21 protein-coding genes are annotated in these 26064 nt (G+C 66.0%); 15 read left to right on the top strand and 6 right to left on the bottom strand.

All coding sequences use genetic code 11. The features are described 5' to 3' along the window. Positions 1-26 precede the first annotated feature (26 nt). Together KEG57_RS07845 and KEG57_RS07850 are read right to left on the bottom strand one after the other, a co-directional pair. Positions 27-923, bottom strand: coding sequence for an enoyl-CoA hydratase/isomerase family protein (locus KEG57_RS07845; protein ID WP_272417429.1), 897 nt, complete (start codon positions 921-923; stop codon positions 27-29). A 234-nt stretch (positions 924-1157) separates the two neighbouring features. Beyond that, a complete protein-coding gene (locus tag KEG57_RS07850; RefSeq protein WP_272417430.1) occupies positions 1158-2018 on the bottom strand; it encodes an MDR family oxidoreductase in 861 nt (286 codons plus the stop codon). Between the two features lie 87 nt (positions 2019-2105). Between KEG57_RS07850 and KEG57_RS07855 the strand changes: the two genes are divergently transcribed. The 5 genes from KEG57_RS07855 (at position 2106) to KEG57_RS07875 (ending at position 8150) form a co-directional block, all read left to right on the top strand. Next, a complete protein-coding gene (locus KEG57_RS07855; RefSeq protein WP_272417431.1) occupies positions 2106-2504 on the top strand; it encodes a winged helix-turn-helix transcriptional regulator in 399 nt (132 codons plus the stop codon). 326 nt (positions 2505-2830) lie between these two features. Further along, positions 2831-3730: a serine/threonine-protein kinase gene (locus KEG57_RS07860; protein ID WP_272417432.1), complete on the top strand. Its 900-nt coding sequence runs from the start codon at positions 2831-2833 to the stop codon at positions 3728-3730. Between the two features lie 83 nt (positions 3731-3813). Continuing rightward, the gene (locus KEG57_RS07865; RefSeq protein WP_272458335.1) at positions 3814-4905 is read left to right on the top strand and encodes a serine/threonine-protein kinase; all 1092 of its coding nucleotides are present in this window, start codon (positions 3814-3816) and stop codon (positions 4903-4905) included. A 60-nt stretch (positions 4906-4965) separates the two neighbouring features. Next, positions 4966-5949, top strand: coding sequence for a hypothetical protein (locus KEG57_RS07870; RefSeq protein ID WP_272417435.1), 984 nt, complete (start codon positions 4966-4968; stop codon positions 5947-5949). 92 nt (positions 5950-6041) lie between these two features. Then, positions 6042-8150, top strand: a complete 2109-nt coding sequence (locus KEG57_RS07875) for an ATP-dependent helicase (RefSeq protein WP_272417436.1) — start codon at positions 6042-6044, stop codon at positions 8148-8150. Positions 8151-8163: 13 nt separating this feature from the next. On the opposite strand, the gene KEG57_RS07880 is transcribed toward KEG57_RS07875, so the two are convergent. The 3 genes from KEG57_RS07880 to KEG57_RS07890 are packed head-to-tail and all read right to left on the bottom strand — an operon-like array spanning position 8164 to position 12709. Further along, a complete protein-coding gene (locus KEG57_RS07880; protein WP_272417437.1) occupies positions 8164-8559 on the bottom strand; it encodes a hypothetical protein in 396 nt (131 codons plus the stop codon). A 23-nt stretch (positions 8560-8582) separates the two neighbouring features. Then, entirely contained in the window at positions 8583-9926 is a 1344-nt protein-coding gene (locus tag KEG57_RS07885) for a S8 family serine peptidase (protein WP_272417438.1), read from the bottom strand. Then, positions 9923-12709 carry an NACHT domain-containing protein gene (locus KEG57_RS07890; protein ID WP_272417439.1) on the bottom strand — a complete coding sequence of 929 codons (2787 nt, stop codon included), beginning with the start codon at positions 12707-12709 and terminating at the stop codon, positions 9923-9925. Before KEG57_RS07890 ends, KEG57_RS07885 begins: the two co-directional genes overlap by 4 nt. Positions 12710-12851: 142 nt before the next feature. Between KEG57_RS07890 and KEG57_RS07895 the strand changes: the two genes are divergently transcribed. The 7 genes from KEG57_RS07895 to gor all read left to right on the top strand — a co-directional run bounded on the left by KEG57_RS07895 (position 12852) and on the right by gor (position 22278). Further along, the gene (locus KEG57_RS07895; protein ID WP_272417440.1) at positions 12852-13976 is read left to right on the top strand and encodes an alpha/beta hydrolase family protein; all 1125 of its coding nucleotides are present in this window, start codon (positions 12852-12854) and stop codon (positions 13974-13976) included. Positions 13977-14122: 146 nt separating this feature from the next. After that, positions 14123-16765, top strand: coding sequence for a hybrid sensor histidine kinase/response regulator (locus KEG57_RS07900; RefSeq protein ID WP_272417441.1), 2643 nt, complete (start codon positions 14123-14125; stop codon positions 16763-16765). Between the two features lie 131 nt (positions 16766-16896). After that, a complete protein-coding gene (locus KEG57_RS07905; RefSeq protein ID WP_272417442.1) occupies positions 16897-17646 on the top strand; it encodes a hypothetical protein in 750 nt (249 codons plus the stop codon). Between the two features lie 33 nt (positions 17647-17679). Then, positions 17680-18396, top strand: coding sequence for a dienelactone hydrolase family protein (locus KEG57_RS07910; protein WP_272417443.1), 717 nt, complete (start codon positions 17680-17682; stop codon positions 18394-18396). Positions 18397-18470: 74 nt separating this feature from the next. After that, on the top strand, positions 18471-19544 hold the full coding sequence (locus KEG57_RS07915) for an STAS domain-containing protein (protein WP_272458336.1): 1074 nt from the start codon (positions 18471-18473) through the stop codon (positions 19542-19544). Positions 19545-19756: 212 nt separating this feature from the next. Beyond that, on the top strand, positions 19757-20821 hold the full coding sequence (locus KEG57_RS07920; protein WP_272458337.1) for an STAS domain-containing protein: 1065 nt from the start codon (positions 19757-19759) through the stop codon (positions 20819-20821). 80 nt (positions 20822-20901) lie between these two features. Next, positions 20902-22278 carry a glutathione-disulfide reductase gene (gene gor / locus KEG57_RS07925; protein WP_272417446.1) on the top strand — a complete coding sequence of 459 codons (1377 nt, stop codon included), beginning with the start codon at positions 20902-20904 and terminating at the stop codon, positions 22276-22278. Positions 22279-22280: 2 nt separating this feature from the next. On the opposite strand, the gene KEG57_RS07930 is transcribed toward gor, so the two are convergent. After that, positions 22281-23024: a hypothetical protein gene (locus KEG57_RS07930; protein WP_272417447.1), complete on the bottom strand. Its 744-nt coding sequence runs from the start codon at positions 23022-23024 to the stop codon at positions 22281-22283. A gap of 505 nt (positions 23025-23529) precedes the next feature. On the opposite strand from KEG57_RS07930, the gene KEG57_RS07935 reads away from it, so the two are divergent. The 3 genes from KEG57_RS07935 (at position 23530) to KEG57_RS07940 (ending at position 26020) form a co-directional block, all read left to right on the top strand. Next, the gene (locus KEG57_RS07935; RefSeq protein WP_272417448.1) at positions 23530-24216 is read left to right on the top strand and encodes a hypothetical protein; all 687 of its coding nucleotides are present in this window, start codon (positions 23530-23532) and stop codon (positions 24214-24216) included. After that, the gene (locus tag KEG57_RS56060) at positions 24204-24515 is read left to right on the top strand and encodes a DUF6968 family protein (protein ID WP_372518154.1); all 312 of its coding nucleotides are present in this window, start codon (positions 24204-24206) and stop codon (positions 24513-24515) included. The genes KEG57_RS07935 and KEG57_RS56060 overlap by 13 nt, the downstream gene beginning before the upstream one ends. Before the next feature lie 239 nt (positions 24516-24754). Further along, positions 24755-26020, top strand: a complete 1266-nt coding sequence (locus tag KEG57_RS07940) for a tetratricopeptide repeat protein (RefSeq protein WP_272417449.1) — start codon at positions 24755-24757, stop codon at positions 26018-26020. Positions 26021-26064 lie beyond the last annotated feature (44 nt).

A 26064-nucleotide genomic window follows, 5' to 3' on the forward strand; every position in this document is an offset into this window, starting at 1 on the left:
CCCGTGCGCTCTATGTGGATCTCGTGCTAGTCGGTGGTCCGGCCGGCCTGGAGCGCCGCTTCGTACCCGCCCGGAATGTAGAGCGGCAGCTCTCCCCGCGCGGCGGTCTGCTCCTGGTACGCGCGCATCCGCCTCTGGCCTTCCTCGGCGACGTCGAGCCCCAGGAATTCTTTCGCCTCGAGCTTGATGCCTTCGGGGAGCGGGAGCGAGCCGCCGAAGTACACCGAGCGCTTGATGGCCGCGAGGCTCGGCTTGTGGCGCTTGGCGAGTTCGTCGGCAAGCGCGATGGCCTTCGCGACCACGTTCGCCTTCGACACAACGGCGTCCACTGCGCCGATCTCCAACGCCTGCGCCGGCGTGAACGGTTTGCCATCGAGGATGGCCAGAAGCGAACGATGGACGCCCAAAAGGCGCGTCAGTCGCTGGCTGCCGCCCCCACCGGGCATGATGCCGAGCAGCACCTCCGGCTGGCCGATGAACGCGTCGCTGTCCGCCATGACGCGCAGATCGCAAGCCCAAGCGAGCTCAGCACCCAGGCCGAGCGCGGCGCCTTCCAGCGCGGCTACGAAGACGGCGGCGACGCTGTTCATACGCAGAAAGAGCGCGTGCAGGCGATCGAGGCCGACGTAGTCCGGCGGCGGAGGAGGGGCGGCGGCCCCCGACTGCTGCCTCGCCAGATACTGCGCGCCCCCCTCCTGCAGCCACTTCACGTCCGCGTGGCTGATGAAGCGCGTCGGGTGGCTGCTCGCGAGCACGACGGCACGGACGTCAGGATCCTTGTCCACTCGCTCCACCAGCGCTTCCAGCTGCCGCGCCAAGTCGGCGCCGAACACCTGCAGCGGCCCCGCGTCGATGCGAACCAATAAGGTGGCGCCGCGCGCCTCGACCGCCAATTGCGCCTTGGGCTCTTGTGCTTGGGTCATCTCATTCCTCATCTCTCGTTGTTCTCAGGTGACCAAATGGTGTGCGTGCGGGCGCGCCCGCTCGCCGAAGTGGGGTGGGCGAAAGCGCGGCGCGCCGCGGGCTCTCGCGTCGTTTCAAATCAGCGGATCCGTACGACCGTGCGGCCGCGGACCTTGCCTTGCAGCATCTCTGCCGCGACCCCGGGGACGTCCGCGAGGCCGATTTCGCGCGTTGCGGACGCGAGCTTTCCAAGGTCAAGATCGGTCGCCAGGCGCGCCCAGGCCTGCTTCCGCCGACCTGGGTGCGTGCACGGAGTCGATGCCGGCCAGGGTCACGTTGCGCAAGATGAACGGCGCCATGGATGCGGGCAGGTCCATGCCCTGCGCCAGCCCGCACGCCGCGACCGCGCCGCGGTACTGCGTCTGCGAGAGGACATTGGCGAGGGTGTGGCTGCCGACGGAGTCCACTGCGCCGGCCCACCGCTCCTTGCCAAGCGGGCGCCCCGGCTTCGATAACTCTTCTCGGTCGATGCATTCGGCCGCCCCCAGGGAGCTCAGATAGTCCGCTTCCGCCAAGCGTCCGGTCGACGCGAGGACCCGATAGCCGAGCGTCGACAGCAAGGAGATCGCGACCCCTCCCACGCCGCCGTTCGCGCCGGTCACCAGGATCGGCCCGCGGTCGGGAGCGAGCCCTGCGTGCTCGAGCGCGAGGACGCACAGCATCGCGGTGAAGCCGGCGGTACCGATCGCCATCGCGTCCCGTGTGCTGAACGCATCCGGTACGGGCACGAGCCAAGCTCCAGGCACCCGGGCCTGCTCCGCGTAACCGCCGTGGTGGGTCTGGCTGAGCCCCCACCCATTCGCCAGCACGCGGTCGCCTGCCTTGAAATTCGCGTCCTCGGACGACTCGACGGTCCCGGCCAGGTCGATGCCGCCCACCAGCGGGAGCACCTTCATGATATCGCCGCGTCCGGTCAGGGCCAGCGCGTCCTTGTAGTTGACCGTCGACCACTCGACGCGAAGCGTGACCTCTCCCTCACCCAGCTGGTCCGCGGGCAAATCTGTCAGCTCCGTCGAGAGGCCCGACGCCGATTTTCTTGTGAGCAGTGCGTGCATGTCGCCTCCGGGTCACGGACGTTTAGGTCGCCACCGCAGGCATTGCAAGAACGCACAATTTTCGCCTATACTACCATTTTTGTAAGTATGAGATCCCGACGTCACGATCCGAAGAGCGGCTGCGGCGTGGAAGCCACGCTATCGGTGGTCGGCGGGCTGTGGAAGCCCCTGATCTTGTTCCATCTCCTCGGCGGCAAGCTGCGCTTCATGGAGCTCACGCGGCGCATCCCGACCGCCACGCAGCGGATGCTGACGCTCCAGCTGCGCGAGCTCGAGGAAGACGGCGTGCTGGTGCGGCACGTCTATCCGCAGGTGCCGCCCAAGGTCGAGTACGAGCTCACCGAGTTTGGGCGCACGTTGGCGCCCGTCCTGCGGACGCTCCGCGACTGGGGGGCCACCTATCTGCGCGCGCGTGGAATCGAGCCGAATCCCCTGCCCGGCCGTAGTCCCAAAGCGAGCCCGCGCGGGCCCACCCGTGCTCGGTGATCGCGAGGGCGATTCACTCGGGCGCGCTCGGCGGTCGCACGCTCTCCGCGACGCGCGCTCTTCACCGAGGGCCTCTGCGGTCAGACGCTCGCGCGAGCTGCAGGAACGGGCTCGCGGACGCCACGCCAGGTGCGCCCGCACTCGACGCACGGATGTTCGTTCCCCGGCTCCCTCCCCTGGATCTCCGTCCAGCGCTCCCGCGACAGACCTGAACGCCCGTCCTCCCATTTACGATTTTTTCGTCCCGACACGCAACTGCCGCCCCCTTCCTGTCGACATGAGTGCGTGGGGGTCATGCTCGGACGAACCCCTGGGAGGACGAACTCATGCTCATCGACGTCGCAGCGCTTCCAACCGATTCGCTCGTGGGGACCCGTTATCGTGTCGTTCGTTTGATCGGCGGCGGTTCGTCCGCCGACGTATTCGAGGCCGCGGGCCCTTCCGGCGAGCTCTTCGCCATCAAGGTGCTCCGTCACGAATTGCGTGACTCCCAGGAGGCCGCCGCGCGCCTCCTCCAGGAAGGGCGCCTGCTCGCTTCGCTCCGCCACCCGAACCTCGTCCCTCTGCGTGAGATGGGAATGACCCGGGACGGTCGTCCTTTTCTCGCCATGCCCCGCCTCGCCGGCGAGACCCTCCGCGAAACCCGCCTCCGCAAAGGCTCCCTCGCGCCCGCGTTCGCCGCGTCCGTCGTCGCCGGCGCGCTCGATGGATTGCATGCCGCCCATCGGCAGGGCGTCGTGCACCGCGACGTCAAACCCGGCAACATCTTCCTCGTGGCCGCGAATGCCGCGCCCCCGCGCCCTGCGATGCTCGATTTCGGCATTGCCAAGGTCTCCGGCGCCGCGGCTCTCTGCACCACGCAGCAGGAAATCATCCTCGGCACGCCCCGCTACCTCGCCCCCGAGCAGATCCTCGGCGGGCGCGTCGATGCTCGTACCGACGTGTATGCCATGGGCATCGTCCTCTTCGAATGCATTGCCGCCCGTGGCCCTTTCGATCTCCTCGCCGGATCCGATTTGCTCACCCTCATGCGCGCCCACCTCGGCCTCGCACCGCGCCGCCTCGACGACGTCGCCGACGCGCCGCCCGCCCTCGCTCGCGTCGTCGCGCGGGCCCTCGAAAAGAAACCTGCGCGACGTTATCCCACGGCCGCCGCCTTCGCCGCCGCGATCCGCGGCGCCGTCGCGCCCGAGGCTTTCTCCGGTGCCGAACGGAGGGCGTCGTGACAAACGCTACCCTCCGCACGGACGTCCACGAGCGTTCCACCCAGCCCGACGAGAGCCTTCCCCCTCTTTCCACCCGCTCCCCCGTGCGCTCCACGCCTCTTCGCTGCGGCGAGCGTGCGCCGGGCACGCCTTGGATCATCCTTCGCCCCCTCGGCAAGGGCGGCGTCGGCGAGGTCTTCGAGGTCGAACACGCCCTGCTCGGGCGCCGCGCCGCGCTGAAAGCGCTCCTCCCCGCCAATGCCGAGCGCCACGGACTCGCAGAGCGTATCGCCGACGAGGGACGGATCCTCGCCCGCGTGCGTCATGACAACCTCGTCGAGGTCCTCGACCTCGGATTGCTCACGGACGACGGCCGCCCCTACCTCGTCCTCGAGCTCCTCGAAGGGCGTGACCTCCGGGCCGAGCTCGCTCGTATCGGCGTCCTTTCCGTGCCGACGACCCTCACCATTGCATCGCAGGTCCTCCGCGGCCTCGGCGCGCTTCACCGCGCGGGCTTCGTGCATCGTGACATCAAGCTCGAAAACCTTTTCCTTTGCGATGACGGTCGCGCCAAGATCCTCGACCTCGGCGCCGCCGAGCCCGCCTCGGGCTGCGAAGGCCCGGGCGCGCGGGGCGCCTCGCTCGGGACGCCGCGCACCATGGCGCCCGAGCAATTCGAGGGAAAACCCGTCGACGGGCGCACCGATTTGTATGCCCTCGGCCTCGTCCTGTACGAGCTCGTCGCCGGCCGTGGCCCTTTCGACGACATCAAAGACCTCGATGCCCTCCGTTTTGCCCACCTCGATCGGATCCCCGCGCCCCCGTCGTGGTTCGCGCCGCAGCCCATTCCCGCGGCCCTCGACGCGTGGATCCTCCGCGCCCTCGAAAAAGACCCGGACGACCGCTTCGCCTCGGCCGAAGCCATGGCCGCCGAGATCCCCGCGCTCGTCGCCCCTCTTTACGCCCCCACCACGCGAGCCGCCGAGATCACCACGCCGTCCGCTTTCTCCGCGGACGTTTCTCGCCCGCCTTCCCGGAGCGGCGTCACGCCGCTGTCGGAAGGCACGCGCCGCATGGTGGTCTCTGTCCTTGCCATCGTCTCGCTTGCCGCGGGTCTCGCCCTAGGCAGGCTCCTCGGGCCCCACACTTCGTTCGGCGGCGTCGTGAACGATCCGATCCCTTCGCGATCGGTGTAAGGTCTTCGTGCACGCCTCCGTTTCCACCGGCGAACGGCGCGAGCCGTGGGGAGAACGACGATGGACCTCATCCGACGTGGGTTTTTGGCTGTTTCGTTAGCGACGCTGTTTTCCTCCGCCGTCGGCTGCGGCGGGAGCACCTACACGGGCGGTGGCTCGGCGGCGCCGAGTGAGGCGAGGGCTGTCGAGTCGTCCACCCCGGCCGGCACGGCCTCCGCCGGTCAGTTTGGCAGCGATTCAGCCGCCTTCCCCGCCGCGGACGAGGCTGCGCCCGCCGCGCCTCCGCCGCCCCCGGCCGCCGTGCAAGGGACCGCCTCCCAGCGCCCCGGCGCGTTCGAGGCCGAGGCCAAGCGCGCCGAGGTCATGCAGCCCGAGCCGCCGCAGAACCGCCCCGGCCTCGGCACCGAGTGGGGCGAGACGCGCTCGTCGTCGATCACGACCGTGGCGTTCCAGCGCGCCGAACCCACGAGCCCGTTCTCGATGGCGAGCCTTTTCTACAACGACGAGGAGGGCGCGCGCGCCATGGCGAACGCCGTCGGCTTCCGTCGCACCTCGGGCGGCGTCACCCCCGTCGCGGGCGGCGCGCTGCTCGTCGGCCTGCGTGACGAGAACGGCGCGTTCCTCAACGGGTTTGTCGCGAGCGACAAGAACTACATCGTCGGCGAGGCGGGCCGCCGCTACACGATCGTCATTCGTAACCGCACGCCGAACCGCATCGAGTGTGTCGTCTCCGTCGACGGTCTCGACGTCATCGACGGCCGCGCCGCGGGCTTCTCGAAGCGCGGCTACCTCGTGCAGCCGCACGGCGAGCTCGAGATCGACGGCTTCCGCCAGAGCGTCGACGCTGTCGCCGCCTTCCGCTTCGGCTCCGTGCGCGGCTCGTACGCGGCCAAAAAGTCCGGCGGCGATTCGCGCAACGTTGGCGTCATCGGCTTCGCCTTCTTCCACGAGCGCGGCACGAACCCGTTCCCCTGGACGAACGACGAAGTGAACAAGCGCCACGACGCCAATCCGTTCCCCGGCCAGTTCGCGACGCCTCCGTGATCCCATCCTGGAATCCGCCCTGATCCTGGGCCCCGACGCACCGCGAAATTTTCCGACTACCCAACCCGCCGCGGCCGCGCTACCCCCCGGCCGTGGCGATCGATCTCAACCCCTCTCAGAAGCAGGCGGTCGAGCACGATCTCGGGCCGATGCTCGTGCTCGCCGGGGCAGGCTCGGGCAAGACGCGCGTCGTCACCGAGCGAATCGGCAGGCTGCTCGGCAAGGGCGTCTCCGCGACCAGCATCCTCGCGATGACCTTCACCAACAAGGCCGCCGCCGAGATGCACGAGCGCGTCGCGAAGCTCGTCGGCCCGAAGGTCGCGAAGGACCTCAAGGTCTGCACCTTCCATCGCTTCGGCCTCGACACGCTCGGCCAGGAGACCCGTGCGCTCGGCTTCCGCGGCTCGAAGTTCGCCATCCTCGACCAGGCGGACCAGACGAGCGCGATCCGCGAGATCCTGCGCGAGCTCCGCACCACGAAGAACTACGACATCGGCGCGATCCTGGCGCGGATCTCCGCCGCGAAGAACGACTTCATCACGCCCGAGGAGTGGCTCGAGAAGCAACGCAAGAGCCGCGGCGTGGACGAGTACGACGAGATCAGCATGCTCGTCTACCCGAAGTACCTCGCGGCGCTGCGCACCTTCCAGGCGTTCGACTTCGACGATCTCATCTGCGAGCTCGTCCGCCTCTGGAGAAAACGCACCGACGTGCTCCAGAAGTACCAGATGCGCTACCGGTACCTCATCGTCGACGAGTACCAGGACACGAACCACGCGCAGCTCGAGCTTGTGCTGCAGCTCGCGGGCGCGCACCGGAACGTGGTCGTCGTCGGCGACGACGATCAGTCGATCTACGCGTGGCGCGGCGCCGACGTGAAGAACATCCTCTCGTTCGAGGACCATTTCCCGGGCGCGAAGGTCGTCAAGCTCGAGCACAACTATCGCTCGAAGAAGCCGATCCTCGACGTGGCGAACGCGATCCTCGCGAAGCAGTCGGGCAAACGGCATCGCAAGATCCTCGTGCCCACGCAGGGCGACGGGCCGATCGTGCAGGTCGTCGTCTGCGCCGATCCCGAGGTCGAGGCGAGCTTCGTCGCCTCCGAGTCGCAACAGCTCATCGAGAAGCATGGCGTGCGCCCCAAGGACATCGCCGTGCTCTACCGCTCGAACCTCCAGGCTCAGCCGATCGAGCAGGCCTTGAAGGAGCGGAGCATTCCGCTGCGCATGATCGGCGGCCAGCAGTTCTTCGAGCGCAAGGAGGTCAAGGACCTCATCGCGTACCTCAAGGTCGTGCTCTCGCCGGACGACGAGATGTCCCTGCGGCGCGTCGTGAATTATCCGGCGCGGGGCATCGGCGAGGTCGCGTTCAACAAGATCACGGCGCACGCGACCGCGCAGGACATGAGCCTCTGGGCCGTCGTGCAGCGCGCGCACGCGGTGCGGGAGCTGCCGCCGGGGGCGCTCGAAGGGTGCCGGCAGTTTGTCCGGATCATCGAGGGCGGGCGGCTCGCGTTCGAGCAAAAGCTGCCGAGCGCGGAGATCGCGGCGAAGCTCTGCGAGGCGATCGGCCTCAAAGCCGACATCATGGCGGCCTCGGCGAACCCGCAGGTCGCGGCGCGCCGCTGGGGCAACGTCGAGGGCCTGCTCAAGGTCTTCGCGCGCCGTGATGAGGCCGGAAAGGGCGATCGGGAGCATTTCGCCGAGTTTTTGCGCCTGCTCGCGCTTCGTATGGACGAGCAGGATGAAGAGGCGACGGACCGCGTCACGCTCACCACGATGCACGGCTCGAAGGGCCTGGAGTTCCCGTACGTCTTCGTGATCGGCGTCGAGGAGGGCTTTTGCCCGCATTCGCGCACGACGGTCGAGCGCGCGACCGATTTCGTACCTGGCGACCAGGACGGCGCGGTGAGCTTGGAAGAGGAGCGTCGCCTTTTCTACGTGGCCGTCACGCGCGCCCGGGAAAAACTCTTCATGTCGCGCTGCATGGCCCGTGGGCAACGCGGCAAGCTCGTGCCGCGCACCCCGAGCCGATTCTTGCTGGAGCTTCCGCGTGAGCTCTACGAGGAGCGCGAGGAGACGGCGCCGATCGCGCCGGGCATCGAGAAGACGAAGGCCGGCGCCGCGAACCTCCTGGCGGCGCTGCAGGCGCTGCCGCCGGGCGAGCTGCCGATGATCCCGCGGACGCGCCCGCGGTTTTGAAAGATCGCGACTTTCAAGGGCGGGAGCGTCTGCCCGTCGCCGGGGTATAAAGAGCGATAGGCTGATCTTCTAGGATTGCACGGACCTTTTCGTTCGTCGATAATGCTTCCAGTCCCTCCGGGGTGGCTTCGACCGGGACGCTGCCGAGTGCGTCGGGCGAATCGGCGAGGAAGTGCCCTCCGGTCGCGGAGAGAAGCGGCTCAAGCTCAGCCATGACCATGCGGGCGGCTGTTTTCGTGGCCTCCATGATTTCCTGCCGGTTGCGCCGCCGTCCACCACCTTCAATCTCCGTCTTGAGCAGGACGACGGCGCGGACCCTCTCACCGCGCGGGAATCCGGTTAGCCGGCGCCTGAACTCCGGACTGATCTTCGAGGTACCTGCCGGTGTGCTTCTTCGCTCGTCGGCCATTGGAAGTCGGCGCCTCCTGTGACCTAGAGTACCTTGAGTGCCTCAGCTGGTCGAATCATGCCGTACCCCCAACGGTTATCGGGGGTCTTCTCCTTGCCTGACGGGTGTTCCGCCGTGTCTCTCAGGGCTTGCGCGATGGTCGCAACGGGGGCATCAGGCTTCGCTGCCATGAGGAGGGCAGCGACACCTGCGACGTGCGGGGTCGCCATGGACGTTCCGTCCATGTACGTGTACTCGTAATCCTTGCCATTGCGACGTTCAGGCGGAATGCAGGAGTAGACCTGGACGCCTGGGGCCACCACGTCCGGCTTCGTGACTAGCGCGACCTCTTCTCCGGGGAAAACGAGGCTCGCGCCGCTGCTGAACGAGGCCACATCGACTTTGCCGCGCGGCATCGACTCAAGGGCGCCGACGGAGAGTGCATTATGTGCGCTGCCGGGCGAACTCGTGTTCCCGTGGTTCTCATTGCCGATGGCAACGATTGGTAGGACGCCGTATTTTTCGATAAGATCGCGAAACACTTCAGCGAAAAGGGGCTCGTAATACGTGAACCCGAGGGACATGCTGATAATATCGGCGTCTCTGCCGATGGCCCACTCGATGGCGCGGATGAGGGTTAGCAACGTGGCATCGCCGATGAGGCAAGCGGCGACCACCAGGTTTGCCTCGGGGGCGACGCCAATAGATACCCCGTCGGGGGTCTTGCCGCCCGCGATCGTGCCGCACACGTGGGTGCCGTGTTGCCCCGCGTCGAACGAGGGGTTCGACTCGATACGGCGGCCCAGCGGATCGAAGACGACGAAGTCCTTCACACGTCCCTTTAGCGCGGGGTGGTCGCCATGGACGCCGGTATCCAGCACGGCGACGTTGATCTTGGCGCCTTTCGTCGTATCCCAGAGCGCTGGGACCCCGAGCCGTTCAAGGCCCCAGGTCAACTTGTTCTTGGACTCGTTCTTCTGAAGGGACTTGTAGTTGATCTCCTTGGGCTGAATGAGGCGGATCTTCTGGTTCGGCAGGATGGCGATGACGTTCGGTTGCTCGGCGAGCTCAGGCAGTGTCCTCGGGGTCACGTCGGCCTTCGCCACGGGCAGGATGTCGCCGACGCGCTCAATACCAAGGGATTGGCCGCCCGGAACGTGCCCTCCGCTGACCTTATTGTATTGCGAAAATAGCTTTGCTTCGACGGGGCGCTGTGCGGCCTTGATGCTATCAAGCCTGTTCTGGAGATCGCGCAGGCGCCCGCGTGGGGGAGGGAGCGTGTTCGCCTTCGGGGCCCGATAGATGACGAGCGCGTCCATTTTTTCACGAGAGTCGCCGTTCCGCATGAAATTATGGAATGCAGGGGAGATGGGAGACGGGTTGGTCATTGTGAGTGCTTTCGGTTCCGCTTTGGTTTTTGGGGGGCGTGAGTGTTCGGGGCCACGGACCGGAGCCAGGCGTCAATTGAATGAATGGCGACCTTGATGGGCTCTTGGCGAGCTTGCTTGCCCTTGAGAAATTTGCGAACTGCGCGCACGAGATGCAATAGCTCGGTCCGCTCTGGTTCGTCTAAGGCTGTGCCTTTGCGTTCGAGGAACGGTATAAAAAGGGTTGCCAGTTCGTCGGTGAGTCGTTGGGTCGTGAGCGGATCGCGGTCCAAAGTGAGTGGAATGTTCTGTAGCATTCGTAGCAAGAGCCTATCTGAGTGTGCGGGCTGTACTGCGACAACAGAAGGGTTCGGGGTAAGTGCGAACAACGCAACCATTGCCATTCGATCGTACTGCACGCCACCCTTGAAATGTGGGCCCGGTTCGCTGTAAAATTGGGCGCAAACGCTTAATTTTTCTATCGATTCCGGGATGGCGTGGCGGTGTAGGAGATAGATTAGTTCACCAAATCCCATGGTCGATCCCCAGTCGCGATCGAGAGTGCGTGATAGTAAGTGGTCCCAATCTAAAAATTTGCTATGTAAGTCGAGCCAAAAATGTGCCTGACTTGCGGAGATTTCGCTTTGGGGGGTTCCTACCTTTTCGTTTGCTACGGGTGCGACTTCTGAGACGGGGAAGCGAACAAGGCCGGTGCCAAATGAACGGCCCGGTGCACTCGCAACTCGGCAAATAATCCGTTTTCGAATGTCGATGTCCTGTGGCAGTTCTCTACCCGTGGCGAAATATGACTCCGTTAACACTTGTGCAAGCGATGGGGTGTCCTTGTGCCTTATTAAGCTTTCAAGCACCCAGCGTGCTGCTGGTACCGGGGCGATTCCACAATAGAGTGCGATGACCTCATGCCACCGGCCGTCATCATGCTCCTGCACCACCTGTTCGGTGGTGATGTTCGCGTGGTTCCCTTCGTGGACGGCGAGCGCTGCGAGGTATTCCTGAAAGGTCAAGTGTGCGAAGGCAAAGACGCCAGGACGGCGTTCGATAAGAAGTCCAGTTCGATATCGAATGTGCTCGATTAGGTCCTTTGCTCTTGCCTCATTCGCGAGCACCGTGGCGGCCATCTGTCGCGCCTCATCCACCGGGCATTCAGCCCTATCGGCGGATTGCATGCCGATCGCGATCTCACGGCAGATGCGCAGCTTCTCTGGTAAGTCGAATGCGCCGTGGATTCCTCGCCGTTTGTCCCAGTTGTGAAGCAGTCCCTCTACGCATAATTGGTAGAGTCGGGCTCTGTCTTCAGGCAATTTCCCGCTTTCGAAGTAATTCACGAGGCAGATGGCCGACAACATCAAAGGATTGCTGGCCAGGTTACGCACGTACGCGTGGCTTTCGAAGCTTTGGACTATCTGCGTCCCGTCGTCGTGTCCCCTCTGGCGCGCTTCATCCTCCGGCTCGTTACGACCAAGGCGGATCGCGGTGCACCAGTGTCGTGCATATTCATGAACTTGGTTGTCGTTGAAGTCGAGTAGATTCCCCTCTACGAATTCTAGCGCCGAGAGTGCTCCTTCAGCATAGCCCACGGGTCGGGACGATACGACGAACTGGCATCCGGGGTATTCCTTGTAGAGCCCCTCAAGCCATGGAATCACAAAGCGGGCACGCAACTCTGGGTCAACCTCGTCGAGGCCATCGATCATGAGTAGCACTCGACCGCCTTTCATCTGTCGCTCGAGCCAGCCGTCTGGCATGATCGTGACGAGTTCCCGACTCCCGGTCGCCTTTTCAACCATGGCACTACCTATCGGAAGCTCGGTCGCGACGAGTTGCCTCATTCGGAGCAGCAACGGTATCGCTTGCTGTCCTGCGAGGACGAGTTGCTCGTCGACCCCTGCGACCTGAAGCTGGAGCCACTCAAGAAATGAAGACTTCCCGCTGCCGGGCGGTCCCACAATCACCAGACAACGATTATCTCTGACGGCATCTAGAACAGGTACGCCTTCAGGCTTTTGAGAACTCGTCCCTTTCCGGCGTTCTCCCAGCGATTTTCGTGCGTCCGCAAGCTTCATCAAGTTGCCGCAATCTTCGGCCACCGTTCTCGCCTGCCCGTGCTCGCGGATTTCAATTCGCGGCATTACGAATAGCTCCCGGAGATCGACGTCCATGTTCGTCGTCATCCGAACGGTACCTGCCTCTACACGATTGAACCGCTGCAATAAGAAGTCGCGGTAGCTTAATTCGTACCGCCCATCGCTTGTTTCGAGTTGAGAAACGCCTAACGCGAGCTTCTCGCCGATATCGTCGAGCTTCGCCACGACCTTGCGGACGGGCTCGTAGTGCTGGGAGAAGGAGAGACGCCTCCACTCGGCCAGGACCGGCCCGGTCAACATCAAGACTTGGATGACTCCGTGCAACCCCAGCCGATACACAGTCTCATGACGATTCGTCTGGACCGCGGGAGGGCAGCCAAGTGCTGGAAGCAGCCGCTCCGTTAGCTCCTCGGGGTTGCTGCCCGACGTCGAGACGTCGGGCAGGCGGAGGGTCGACGACAGCGCTGCCCAGCCCTCCACGATCGCGCGTACCTGTGGTTCGTTCAGCTCTTCCGTCATGAAGAGCCGGACGACGGATTGCGATGCCGCATTCGCAACCTCTTCCACCTGTCGGCGCATCGCGTCTCGTTTCAGACGTTCCCTGCGCAGATCTTCGGCAAATGGCGACGAGAAGAGACTGCGGAACAGCTCCTGGTAGAAGTCGACGACGAGATCGACGATCGCCGGGTCAGCAGACATGTCAACTCCACGGAGAGAGGAAGCACGGTACACCGGTGTGTCACAAGACACAAGTCCCACTCGCGGGCAATGTCACCCGTGTCCCGGATCCACTTTCCGCCGCGCCGCCCCGGGTGTAAGACCATTCCGGGAGGTCTTCGTTATGAAGTACGGCGCGATTTTTCTTGCACTTCTCGGGCTCGTCGCAATGGCCGAGGGCTGCGGTGACGACGGCGGGTCGGCCAATACGGGCGGCCTCGCGGGATCGGGCGCCGGCGCGGCCGGGGGCACGGGCGGCGCGGGCGGCGCCGGGGGCGACGGCGGCGCGGGGGGCGCGGGGGGCGCAGGAGGCGGCGCGGGGGGCGGGGGCGGCGCGAGTGTCTTTTTGAAATGCGGCGACGCGCCTCCGGCGGGCGCGCCCCTCGCGCCCGAGCCGCCCAAGTATTCGGGCGGCGAATGTCCCGCGCTCGTCTCCGGCCACAACCTCATCAAGAGTGGCGACGCCGACCGAGATTTTCGCCTCGTCGTCCCCACCGAAATCCTGCCCGACGAGCGCCTCCCCGTGATCTTCCTCTGGCACTGGCTCGGCGGCAGCGCCGATGATTTTTTCGAGAAAGGCCAGATCCAGGCGGCCGTCGACAGCCAGCGCTTCATCGCCGTCATCCCCGAATCGAAGGACGACATCACATTCAAATGGCCCTTCGACACCACGCAGACCCCGGCGCGCATGGAAGAGGAATTCGTCTTCTTCGACGACATGCTCGCCTGCGTCTCGGCGCAGTTCAGCGTGAACAAGGAGTGTGTCGCCAGCGCCGGCGTCAGCGCCGGCGCGCTCTGGACGAGCCAGCTCGCGGGCGGCCGCGGGCAATACCTCTCGTCGATCATCTCGCTCTCCGGCGGCACGGGCGGCCTCATCAAGCCTTTCCCGAACCCCGAGCATCGCATGCCGGCGATCGTCCTCTGGGGCGGCCCCACCGACAATTGTTTCGGCGTCATGAACTTCGAGACCGCCTCGAAGGACCTCGAGAAGAACCTCGCCGAGCGGGGGCATTTCTTCCTCGAATGCGTTCACAACTGCGGCCACGCCGAGCCGCCCATCGACGCCATGAACGGGCTCACGAGCTACGCGTCGATGTGGCAGTTCGTCCTCGACCACCCCTACTGGCTCGGCGCCGGCGAATCACCTTATGCCAAGGGTTTGCCCGACATCTTCCCCACCTGGTGTGACATCGGCGCCGCGAGCGCCACGCCCCGCGAAGGGAGCTGCCCGACCGGCCCGGGCTGCTGAGCCGAACACTCTCCGCAGCGAGCCCATCCTTGCGGAAAACAGGTTTTTCCGGACAGCGTCGAGAAAATGCATTCAGCGTGACGTGCTGCTCGCCTAGATCGTAGTAGGGCTCTATTACGTAACGATCCGTGACGTCATGGGGCCGAATGCACACGCATAGAACACAACGGTCCACGTCGCTCGGGCTCTTCCTGGCTGTCCTCTCGCCGTTCGCGGCGATCGCCGTGCATGCGTCACTCGAACGGTGGCTCGGCGAGCGTCCACCCTTGTCCCTCTTTTCCCTTGCGGTCGCCTTTCCGGCCGTGGTCGGCGGCCTCGGGCCCGGCCTGCTCGCCACGGCGCTCTGTGGCCTCGCTGTGCTCGCCCGCGGGGCGATGGCCGGCGGGAGCGCGCTCTTGCTCGTCGTGCCGTTCGTCGCGCTCGGCCTCGCCATTACCTGGATCGGCGAGCGTATGCGCCGCTCCGCTCGCCAGTTCGGCGATTGCACGACCCTGCTCGAGCGGCTGCGCGCCCGCGAGGTGCGCACGATGGGCGAGGTCGAGGTCCTGCGCGAGAGCGAGGAGCGATTTCGCGCCCTGGCGCAGGCCTCCTTCGATCCGCTGGTCCTCCATAGCGAGGGCGTGATCCTCGACGTCAACCAGGCCTTCACCGAGCTCTTCGGGTATGGTCGCGAGGAGGTTCTCGGGACCCGCAAGGAAATGCTCGCGCCCGAGGAATTTCGGCCTCTGATCGCGGAGCACAGCAAAAGCGGCGTCGAGACCGCGTACGAGGCCGTGCTCCAGCGCAAGAACGGCAGCCGATTCGTGGCCGAGCTTCGTGGCGGCAACGTCCATGTCAAGGGCCGTCCGGCGCGCGCGACGGTCATCCGCGACCTCACGCCGCGCCACGCCGCCGAGAGCGCGGCACGCTGGACCGACGAGCTGTTCCGGCAGCTCTACGAGTGGATTCCCCTCGGTATGGCGCAGGCGGATGTCAAGGACGGGCGCTTGCTCCGGGTCAACGCGTGTTACTGCGAGATCACCGGGTATTCGGCGACCGAGCTCCTCGGCAAGACCTTCAGCGAGCTCACGCACCCCGAGGATCGTAACAAGGACGTGGCCGGGTACCGGGAGGCGGCGCGGGAAGGGCGGGTGTACCGCACCGAAAAGCGGTATCTCCGCAAGGACGGCAGCATCGCCTGGGTGCGTGTGCACGCCTTTTTCTTGCGGGACGTTCATGGGGTGATCACCACGTCGACCGCGGTGATCGAGGACATCACGCAAAGAAAGCGCAACGAGGAGGCGCTCCGCGAGATGCAGCGCTTGACCGAAGAGACGCTCGGCCTGCTCGACAGCCTCTTCGCGTATGCGCCCGTCGGCATCGCCCTGCTCGATCGGGAATGCCGGTATGTCCAGGTCAACGAGAGTTTGGCGGTGATGAATGGTTTTTCGGTTGCCGAGCACCTCGGGCGCCGGGTCGTCGAGCTCGTCCCCGACCTCTGGTCCAAGGTCGAGGACGTGTACGCCCGTGTGCTCGCGGGAGAGCGGTTCCTCAACGTGGTCGTCTCCGGCGAGACGCGTGCGCGCCCGGATGAGGTCCGGCAATGGTCATGCAATTATTATCCGATCCGGGCTCGCCAGGCGGACGACATCGTGGGCATCGGTATCCTGGTCCAGGACGTCACCGATCAGACGCGCGCCGAGGAGGCCCTGCGCGAGGCCGATCGCCGCAAGGACGAATTCCTCGCCATGCTGGCGCACGAGCTCCGCAATCCGCTCGCGCCCATCAAGACGGCCGTGGAGATCCAGAAGCAGCTCGAGCTCCGAGAGCCGCGGCTCTTGCGGTCCCGCGCCGTGATCGAGCGGCAGGTCGAGCACCTCGTGCGCCTGCTCGACGACCTGCTCGACGTCTCGCGGATCTCGCGCGGCCGGATCACGTTGCAAAGGGAGACGCACGAGCTCTGCGAGATCGTGGCCCAGGCGGTCGAATCGACGATGCCGCTCATCGACGCCCGGAGCCACGAGCTCGTCCTCGCGCCTTGCCCGGAGCTACTCCATGTGAACGTCGACGCGGCGCGGCTCACGCAGGTCGTGGCCAATCTGCTGAACAACGCGGCCAAGTACACCGACGACGGCGGCTGCATCCACCTTTGCATCGAAAGGGGGCCCAGAAACGAAGCATTCATCCGGATCAAGGACAACGGCCGTGGGATCGACCCGAAGGACCTACCGCATGTATTCGACACATTCTATCAATCGACGCGCACCCTCGACCGCTCGGAAGGGGGGCTCGGAATCGGGCTCTCTCTCGTTCGCCGCCTCGTCGAGCTACATGGCGGAAGGGTCGAAGCCCATAGCGAGGGGCTGGGAAAAGGCAGCGAATTCATCGTCCGTCTCGCCCTCGAGGAGGTCCCGATGACGCTCCCGCACGAAACCGATCTCCCCTTGTCCGGCCAGAGCCGCCGCGTCCTCGTCGTCGACGACAACATCGACGCGGCCGAGACCATGGCCGCGCTGCTCGAAACCCTCGGCCACGAGGTCGCCGTCGCGCACGACGGAGAGGCGGCCCTCGAGGCCGTCTCGAACGGCCGTCCCGAGATCGTCCTGCTCGACATCGGCCTGCCGCGCATGGACGGTTACGAGGTTTGCCGGCGCCTGCGCGACGGTGACGCCACGCGCCCCTTCATCGTCGCCGTCACCGGCTACGGCCAGGCCGAGGACCGCGATCGCGCCTTGAAAGCAGGCTTCAACGCCCACCTCGTCAAGCCCGCGAGCTTCGACGCCATCCAGGAGGTCCTCCGCGCCGCCTGAGCCCTCTCTCCAAAACCAGCCTGGATCCAGCCTCGGACAATATTCGTCCGAGCCTCTCCAAGTTCTCCACACCTGAACGCTTTCCGCGTGGTAGACGGACGAGCAGGCTCCTTTCGGGGCCACCCCGTCGAATGTCCAGCGGCAAGCGCCACACGAAACCGTCGGATCCAGCCTTTGGCCCCGCCAAGCGCGTGTCCGAGCTCGTCTCGGGCACCGATCCGGAGGCGCAGAAGGCGCTCGCCGCCCAGCACCACGCGCGGGCGCGGCGGCCTCGCTCGGTCAAGAGCATGCCCGCCGTACGTCCGGACGAGCGGGGCTCGGGGACGTATCTGCGCGTCGCCCCGACACGCTCGCGGGTCCTCAACGCCTTCCTGCACGAGGCTGGCGTGGCCGGGCTGCTCTCGCCGGACGTCACGGTCCTCGACGAGCAGGCGCTCGCCCCGCGCCTCGTCGAGCTCGCCCGGAAGTACTTCGCGCCCATGCTCGCCGCGGCCGGGAACGTCGAGGGCGCCCTCCGCATCGCCGCGGAGCTCCCGGCGGTCACGAGCGAGCGGGGCGCGCGCCTGGTCGTGCGTCGCGCCCTCTCCGCGCCGGGTCCGCTCGGCGCGTGCGCCCGGGATTATGAGGAACACCGGCGCAAGACGGGCGCGCCTGAGCAGGACGACCTCGAAGGCCAGGCCATCCTCGCCGCGTTCGCCGGCCGTGTCGTGGCCCAGGCCGAGCGCCTCCTTGGCCCGCACGTGCGTGAAGAGGTGCAGGCCACGTTGCGCAAACTCGCGCCTCCCCGCACGGAGGGGAGGCCTGCGCGCAAGCCTTCGGTGCGCATGCCGGCGTCCGCGGGGCAGGGCGCGCCGCCCGGCAAGAAGCGCTCTCTCGGCTGAGGATGCGGCCCCCCCGTGGTAGAAGGGGGCTTCATGGATCAGCGCGAGATCAGGTTTCCTTGCGACGACGGCTTTTCGATGCGGGGCATCCTCACGCTGCCGGACCGGCAGGAGCCGGGCCCCGGGCTTTTGCTCATCTACGAGGTGTTCGGCCTCAATGAGGAGATGAAGCGCGTCGCGCGGGAGTTCGCCGAGGCGGGGTACGTCGTGCTGATCCCGGACCTCTTTCACCGCGGCCCGAAGCTCCTCTGCGTCGCGCGTGCGATTCGCTCGATCGTCAAGCAAAGCGGCCGTCCGCTCGATGATCTCGACGCGGCGAGGCGGTATCTCGCGTCGCGCCCCGAGGTGGACGCCAAGCGGCTCGGCGTGGTCGGCTTTTGCATGGGCGGCGGCTTCGCGATCGTGCTCGCGATGCGGGGCCATTACAAGGTTGCTGCACCTTTCTATGGCGAAGTCCCCGAGGATCTGCCGAGCGCCTGCCCGACGGTGGCGAGCTTTGGCGGGCTCGACGAGCCTCTGCGCGACGCGCCCGTGCGCTTGCGGAGGAGCCTCGACAAGCTCGGCGTCCCCGCGGACATCAAGGTCTACGAGGACGCGGGTCATTCGTTTTACACGCGCATCGAGGGCCCGATTCTCCAGAAGATCGGCCCGCTCCTGCCGATGCACGCCGGCTACCACGAGCCTTCCGCGCTCGACGCGAAGGATCGCGTCCTCGCGTTCTTCCAGAAGCATCTCGATCCTGTGGTGTAATGTAGCACATTGTAGACCGTGATTTTCCCGTTTCTCGGGTGCGATTTTTTCGTGCTCGATCTATCGTCGGCGCCATGAATTCGAAGCTTCAGGTGGCCGGCATCGACATCGAGTGGCGGGAGGAGGAGGGGCTTTGCTTGTGGGGCGGTGCGCCGGTGATGACGGCGTGGATCGAGAGCACCATGGCGGGGCTGCTCACGACGGTGCAGAGAATGGTCGGGGCCGAGCGGTTCGATCTCGCGATGCAGCAGGGGGGGCGCGACAGCGTCGAGCGTGATTGGCGCATGATTACCTCGGCGCCGACGTTCGAGGAGGGGTTCGAAAGGCTCATCCGGGTCGCGGCGGTGGCGGGCTGGGGGCGCTGGGAGCTCGTTTCGGTCGACCTCGCCGCGCGTGAGGCCCGGGTGCGGGTCCACAACAACTGGGAATCGGTCGCGCAGCGCGCGCTCGGGGTCTCCTGGGGTGCGTCCTTCGTCGCGGGCAAGCTCTCCGGAATTTTTCAGCGCCATTTCGGGGTTCCGACCTGCTGGGCCGAGCAGACGCGGTTCGCGGTGGACGGCGACGCCTACGACGAATTCGTCGTCCGGCCCTCGGACAGGACGCTCGAAGATCGGCTCGACGCGCTCTTTCAATCGGATCAGGTCACGAAGGCAGACCTCGCGGTGGCGCTCGAGCGCGTGCGCAAGGAGGTCGAGGAGCGGTCGCTGGCCGAGCGCGAGCTCAGGGAAAAACTCGAGCTCATCGCGCGGCAGGAGGAGGCGATCCGGGTGCTCTCGACCCCGATCATCGAGGTCTGGGACGGCGTGCTCACGGTCCCGCTCTTCGGCGTGGTCGATGCGAGGCGCGCGGCCGAGATGATGGAGCGGCTGCTCGACGCGATCATGCACAAAGGCGCGCGTGTCGCGATCATCGATTTGACGGGCGTCGACACGATCGACGCGGAGACGGCCGATCACATCGGAAGGCTCGTGCGCGCGGCGGAGCTGGTCGGCGCGAAATGCATCATCACGGGCATTCGCCCCGCGGTCGCGCAGACGATGGTCGAAATCGGGATCGACCTCACGAGAATCGCCACGCTATCGACGCTGCGCGAGGCATTGCGCCGCTTCATGCGTCCGGTGGATCCGCAAAAGCCCAAAAATTCCTGACCACGTGGGAGCCGCGTGAGCGCCCGCGCCTCGCTCTGGCGAAGGCGCGCCTGCACCGTTTTCCAGGTACACGGTCACGATTGCAGAGCAGTGTCAGCCCGTTGTCACTCGTGATGGCGGCGTACTACGCTATGGCTGCAACTTTTGATTTCGCTGGCTTGATTTCGGCGCCCGCGATACGCTCTTCTTTCACTGCAAGGTGAGTCCGAAAGATGGGCGACAAGATCTCTGTCGGGGGAATCGATGTCGAGTGGGACGCCGAGAAAGGCGTATGCACCTGGGCCGGCTCTCCCGCCGTGACGATGTGGACGAAATCGTCCATCGCCGGGCTCTTGTCCGGTTTTCACCGGATGGTGGGCACCGAGCGGTTCCGGCTCGCGCTCCATGGCGGCGGCCGCGACAGCACGGACGAAGATTGGGCCGTCATTGCCGCGGGGCCCACGTTCGAAAAGGGCTTCGAGGCGCTCGCGGCGATCGCCTCTTCGGCGGGCTGGGGGCGCTGGGAGCTCGTGGTCGCCGACCTGAAAACCGGCGAGGCGCGCGTCCGGGTCCACAATGGCTGGGAGTCGATGGCGCAGCGCGCGATCGAGGCCGATTGGGGCTCTGCCTACGTGGGCGGTAAATTCGCCGGGATTTTTCAGCGTTATTTCGGAGTTCCGTCCTGCTGGGCCGAGCAGACGGCGTTCGCCTCCAAGGGCGACGCCTACGACGAGTTCGTCATCCGGGCTTCGGAGAGGAGCCTCGAAGACCGGCTCGACGCGCTCTTTCATTCGGACCAGGCCACGAAGGCGGACCTCGCGGTGGCGCTCGAGCGCGTGCGCAAGGAAGTCGAGGAACGGTCGCTGGCCGAGCGCGAGCTCAGGGAAAAACTCGAGCTCATCGCGCGGCAAGAGGAGGCGATCCGGGAGCTCTCGACCCCGATCATCGAGGTCTGGGACGGCGTGCTCACGCTGCCGCTTTTCGGCGTGGTCGATAGCCAGCGCGCGGCCGAGATGATGGAGCGGCTGCTCGACGCGATCACCAAAAAGGTCGCGACGTACGCGATCATCGATCTCACGGGCGTCGACATCGTGGATACCTCGACGGCCGATCACATCGGGCGGCTCGTGCGCGCGGCCGAGCTGCTCGGCGCACGCTGCATCATCACGGGCATCCGGCCGGCGGTCGCGCAGACGATGGTGCAGATCGGGATCGATCTCACGAAGATCATCACGCTCTCGACGCTGCGCGAGGCGCTCCGGCGCTGCATGCGTTCGAGCGAGACGGGCCGCAAGTAACGGCCGGGCCGAGCGTTTTTCCAAACGCCATCGCGCGCCAGCCGTTCCTCCCGCATACTTCGCGCCGAGGAGGCCCCGCGATGACCACGTTCGATTTCGATCTCTTCACCCTCGGCGCAGGCTCAGGCGGCGTGGCGGGGAGCCGCAGGTCGGCTTCGTACGGCGCGCGTGTCGCGATCTGCGAGGCGCGCCGCGTGGGCGGCACCTGCGTCCTGCGCGGCTGCGTGCCGAAGAAGCTGCTCGTGCACGGCGCGCACGTGGCCGAGGAGCTCGAAGACGCGCGTGGCTTCGGCTGGACGTTCGGCGAGGCCAAGCTCGACTGGGCGAAGCTCATCGAGGCGAAGGATCGTGAGCTCGATCGGCTGAACGGCATCTACGTGCGCATGCTGCGGGACGCGGGCGTCACGACGATCGAGGGGTTCGCGCGGATCGTGGATCCGCACACGGTCGACGTCGGCGGCAAACGATACACGGCGCGGCACCTGCTCATCGCGACGGGCAGTCGGCCCGTGCGGCCCGACATTCCGGGCAAGGAGCTCGGCATTTCCTCGGACGAGGCGCTCGATCTGCCGTACGTGCCGCGCCGCGCGCTCGTCGTGGGCGGCGGCTACATCGGCGTGGAATTCGCGGGGATCTGGCGCGCCGCGGGCGCGGAGGTGACGCTCGCGCTGCGCGGCGACAACGTGCTGCGCGGCTTCGATCAGGACGTGCGCGAGTCCGTGGCCGAGGGCATGCAGAAGCGCGGCATCAAGATCCTGCGCGAGACGATCCTGCGGAGCGTGGCGAAGGAAGCCGACTGTTTGTCCGTGCGCCTTGCGGGCGGCGAGATCCTGGAGACGGACGTCGTGTTGTTCGCCACGGGTCGCGCGCCGAATACGCAGGGGCTCGGGCTCGAGGAGGTGGGCGTGGCCCTCGATGAGGTGCGCGCGATCAAGGTCGACTCGTATTCGCGTACCCGCGTGCCGAGCATCTTCGCGGTCGGGGACGTGACCGATCGGATCAACCTGACGCCGGTGGCCATCGCGGAGGCGCGGGCCGTGGCGGAGACGCTCTTCCGCGATCGCCCGACCGAGATGGACCACGAGAACGTGCCGAGCGCGGTGTTCTCGCAGCCGCCGGTGGGCACGGTGGGCCTGCCGGAGCACGAGGCGCGGCGGCGGTACGGCAAGGTCGACGTCTACCGCGCGCGCTTCCGTCCGATGAAACACACGCTCTCGGGGCGGGACGAGCGAACGATGATGAAGCTCGTCGTGGATCGGGCGACGCAGAAGGTGGTCGGCGCGCACATGGTCGGCGCGGACGCGCCGGAGATCATCCAGGGCGTGGCCATTGCGATCAAATGCGGCGCGACGAAGGCGCAATTCGACGCGACGGTCGGCATTCACCCGACGGCCGCGGAGGAGTTCGTCACGATGCGCGACCCGATTCCGGATCCGGGGCCGACGACGGGCGATTGAACCTACCCCTGTTGGGACCCACCTTCCGGCTCCTGTCGAGGCGCATCCGCCTCTTTCGACTTTCCGGCCCGCTTCCTGCGGGTATTCAGCTCATCGAAGTAGCTGAACACGCGCCCTTCGAGGTCCCGCGGTAGGGCCGGGTTCTCGTCCATTTCGGTCCGGAGCGTCGCGCGGAACTGGTAAAGGAGCTTGATCGTTTCGCTCCGCAGCTTGCTCCCGTTCTCGTTGCCGCTCACGCCTGCGAGAGAACGCTCGTTCAGCAACGTCGAGAGCTCGTCCCCTGCGTCGAGGAAGCCGCTCACCCAGTCGTGGAGCGTCTTGCCGTCCGGCGCCGGCAGCATCTTCAACTCGGCCTCCAGCTCGGCGAGCTTGGGCCTGTTCTTTTTGGCCGTCGCCGCTTCCTCTGCATACGAATCCGTGAGGCCGGTCTTGTTCGGGACGAATGCCTCCCGGATCCGCAGGGCTGCCGCGCGTGTCGCGTCCGAGGCAATGGGCAGAAGGAGAATGGCCTCTACATACGCGAAGATGGCGCCGCCGTACCCGTCGTGACGGATATCGGTCGCCTCCAGTTCGGCGACGAGGGGACGCTTGCGGAGCACTTCGGGGAGCTTTTGGATGGCCTCGAGCCTCTTCGCGAGCATGGGGCCATACAGCTTCCCCGCCGCGGACAGGTCGAGGTCCGCTTTGCGTTGGGTCGCGAGGTTCTCGAGACCGATGTCCAGATCACCCAGGTGCAGGTCGCGCATGGGTAAGGACGGTCGCATGCAACGGGGAGCCGTGTCAACGAGCGGATGACAAGGGGGAGGCGCGAGGGGCACGGGCCACGTATTGCGCCTGATGAGGAGTGCCTCGGGGCATGGGACGGCGGGTGTCGAGGAAGACCGGGATCGGCTGCGATACGGAGTCGACTGCGCTTCGGGCTGCCACGGGTCAGTTGCAAGGGGTCGACTCGCCCCCTTGTTCCTGATGCTGGTCACCTGCAAGGGGTGGGCGGGAGGTGTTGCAGTTGACCGGGATCCGCGTTCACGGGGGGAATGGAGCCCTTACGGTTCACCAGGATCGGCTCACACAGCGGCGGTGCACCGCTTCGAGTTGATCCTTGAAGGCTTTTTGCGCGCCGGGAAAACGGTTGACGGAGATCGTTTGTGTCTCGTAGCCTGCCTTACCTACGTTGAGGGGGGAGGGGGTGGGCTCATGGGGAAGCGGCGGCTTGCGGGGGTGACCGTGGTCGCTACGTGCATGGCTGTGTCCATGGTGCCTATGGGATGCGGGGCGAGCGACGAGCACGCCGTCGCGCCCAGGCAGGGCAGCGGGCTCGCGCTCCCTCCGATGACGGTCCAGGCGCTTCAAGCGTGCGTCAAAGACGGGGGCCAGCGGCTTCGGCACAACGCGTACGAGATCGAGTTCGCGGTCGAGTTGACGGGCGACCGCGTCACGGCGGTGAAGCCCAAGGGCCCGCGGCTCGACGACGCCGGCGTCCAGCAATGCATGATGGAAGCGCTGCGAAGGATGGCGGACGCGGGGTTCTCGCCGGACAGCGACGAGCTGGTCTCGCGCGGCGGCCTCTTGCCTACGCGAGGCCTGCTGGCGAACACGTGGGCGCTGCCCCAGGTGATCAGGTTGATCCCGGTGGTCGTCGGGTCGTCTGGGACGATGATCGTCGTCGCGGTCGCGGTGCTCGTGGTGGTCGCGGCCGTGTCGTTGAAGGATGATACCGACGAGGAAGCCGAGAAGGAACGGTGCAAGAATGCGGCCTATACCCCCCTTGAGGCATGTTACAATGCGTGCGAAGCCATTTGGAATATGGATAACGCGCGCTGCCGCAAGTTGCGAAGTGCGAGGGACAGGGCCATTTGCTGGGCGCAATCGAACGAGGACCGGGCGAACTGTCGGCGCGCCTGCGAACGAGAGGCAATGAAGGACAAATGCCCACGATAAAAAGGGTCGTTGCCGAGAGGATACTTGAATTCCGCCACTCCCAGGAGTCAAAGCCTAAAAATGTCAGGGTGCGAATCAGCGCACCTCAAAAAGAAGGAAACGATTGGTCCGTCGTGTACGAGATACGCGGGCCCGGTAGGCGGCGAGAAAAGCGGAAAGTTTGGGGGATCGATTCGGTGCAAGCGCTTCACATGGCAATGGGAAGCGTGCCCGTCGACGTGCGAGGAATTGAAATGTTGACGGGCGGCAAGGTGACATTCCTCGGAGGGGAGGATCTCATGTTTCCAAGCTTCAAATGACACAGCCGCTCGGGCCCCGTGGTGGGCCCGAGGAACGCTCCGGCCCGTCGTGCAGGGCCTCCAGAGCGCGTTCGTCCCGGAACCAAATGTTTGTCCAGGGACTTGACTCCCCGGTTTGTCTCCGGTAAGGGGTATCCCCGGAGGCCGACGCTGTGCGTGCGCTCGTGACCTGAGACGCAGGAAGACACTCGCGTCGGCCTCGCTTTTTCCTGTGCGGGTTGCGATATCATGATCCCGTCATGCCGCGCGCCGTAGCCCTCACCGCCCTGCTCTGGCTCCCGCTCCTCGCGTCGATCGCCTCCGCTGCTGAGCCGGATGATGCGGAGATAGACCGCGCCGTCGCCGCGCTCCTCAAGGTCGGGGACAAGGCGCGGGCCGCTGGGAACGTCGACATCGCGGTCGCGGCCTACAATGAGGCGCTCGACCTACGCGAAGATCCCGAGGTCGAAGCGCGCCTCGGCATGCTGGCGGTGCGCCTCGGAAAGGACCTCGCCGCCGCGCAAAACCTCTTGATGGCGCTGGAGGGCGGCGCAGGCGCGACGTTGAAGGAGAAAGAGGAACTCGCCCGCGCGTTCGCAGGGGTGCGCTCGCGTGTCTGTCAGCTTCTCATTCTCGGCAACGTGTTCGATGCGCTGGTGTTCGTCGAGGGGAGCCCTGTCGATGGCCCAAGCGTTCCGGGCTCCACGGTATTCGTCAAGCCCGGGCGCACCGTGGTGCGAGGCACCTCGGAAGCGCATGGGGAGGTGACGGAGACCGTCGATTGCCCCGCCGGGAAGAGGGCCACGGCGAACCTGCGCTGGAAGCTGCCCGAGCCTGCGCCGAAGGTCGAGCCCGAGCCCGCACCGGACGTGACGCCCGCGATCGAGGTCGTCCCGTCCACGCCCCCGGCGCCGCTTTCGGTGACGAAGGCGAAGGCCGATCACGCGCTCGGCATCTACATCGAGCGAGACATTCCCAAGCAGGAGAATCCGTTCGCCTACGAAGATCCGTCGATGAAGCCCGATAAGAAGCCCCCCATGCGTGGCTTCGTCGGCCTGGGGCCGGTCGTGGTGTTTGGCGCGGCGACATGGGCGCCAGCGGTGGGCGCGTCGATCACGGGGGGCTTGCAGCTCCACGAGCATGTGTCGCTGGAGCTGGAGGGGCGGGCTGCATGGCTTGCGGGTGATGTCAAGGGGCAACCGGTCTCCACGATGACGGCGGGGGGCCTGCTCGGGCTGTGCGGGCACTGGCGGTGGATCTACGGGTGCGCAGTCGGCCATCTCGGCGTGATCACGGTCAACTGGGACGAAAACACCTTCAAGAGGGACACGGATGTTGGCTTCCGGCCGGGCTTTGGCGGTCGCGTAGGCGGCAGATTCGATGTGGGCTCGTCGTGGGGCGTTCAGGTGGCGGGAGATGTCCTCGGTCTCTCGCGGGGCACGCGAATCGCCCTCGGGCAAACCGTTCTCGTGGAACAACCCGCGATCATGATCGGCACGTCTCTTTCTGCGTTCTGGAAGTTCTAGGGTTCGTCCGAGAACGCTTGACAGTTCCCGGACGAACCCTAGAA

This window comes from Polyangium jinanense, from assembly GCF_028435365.1.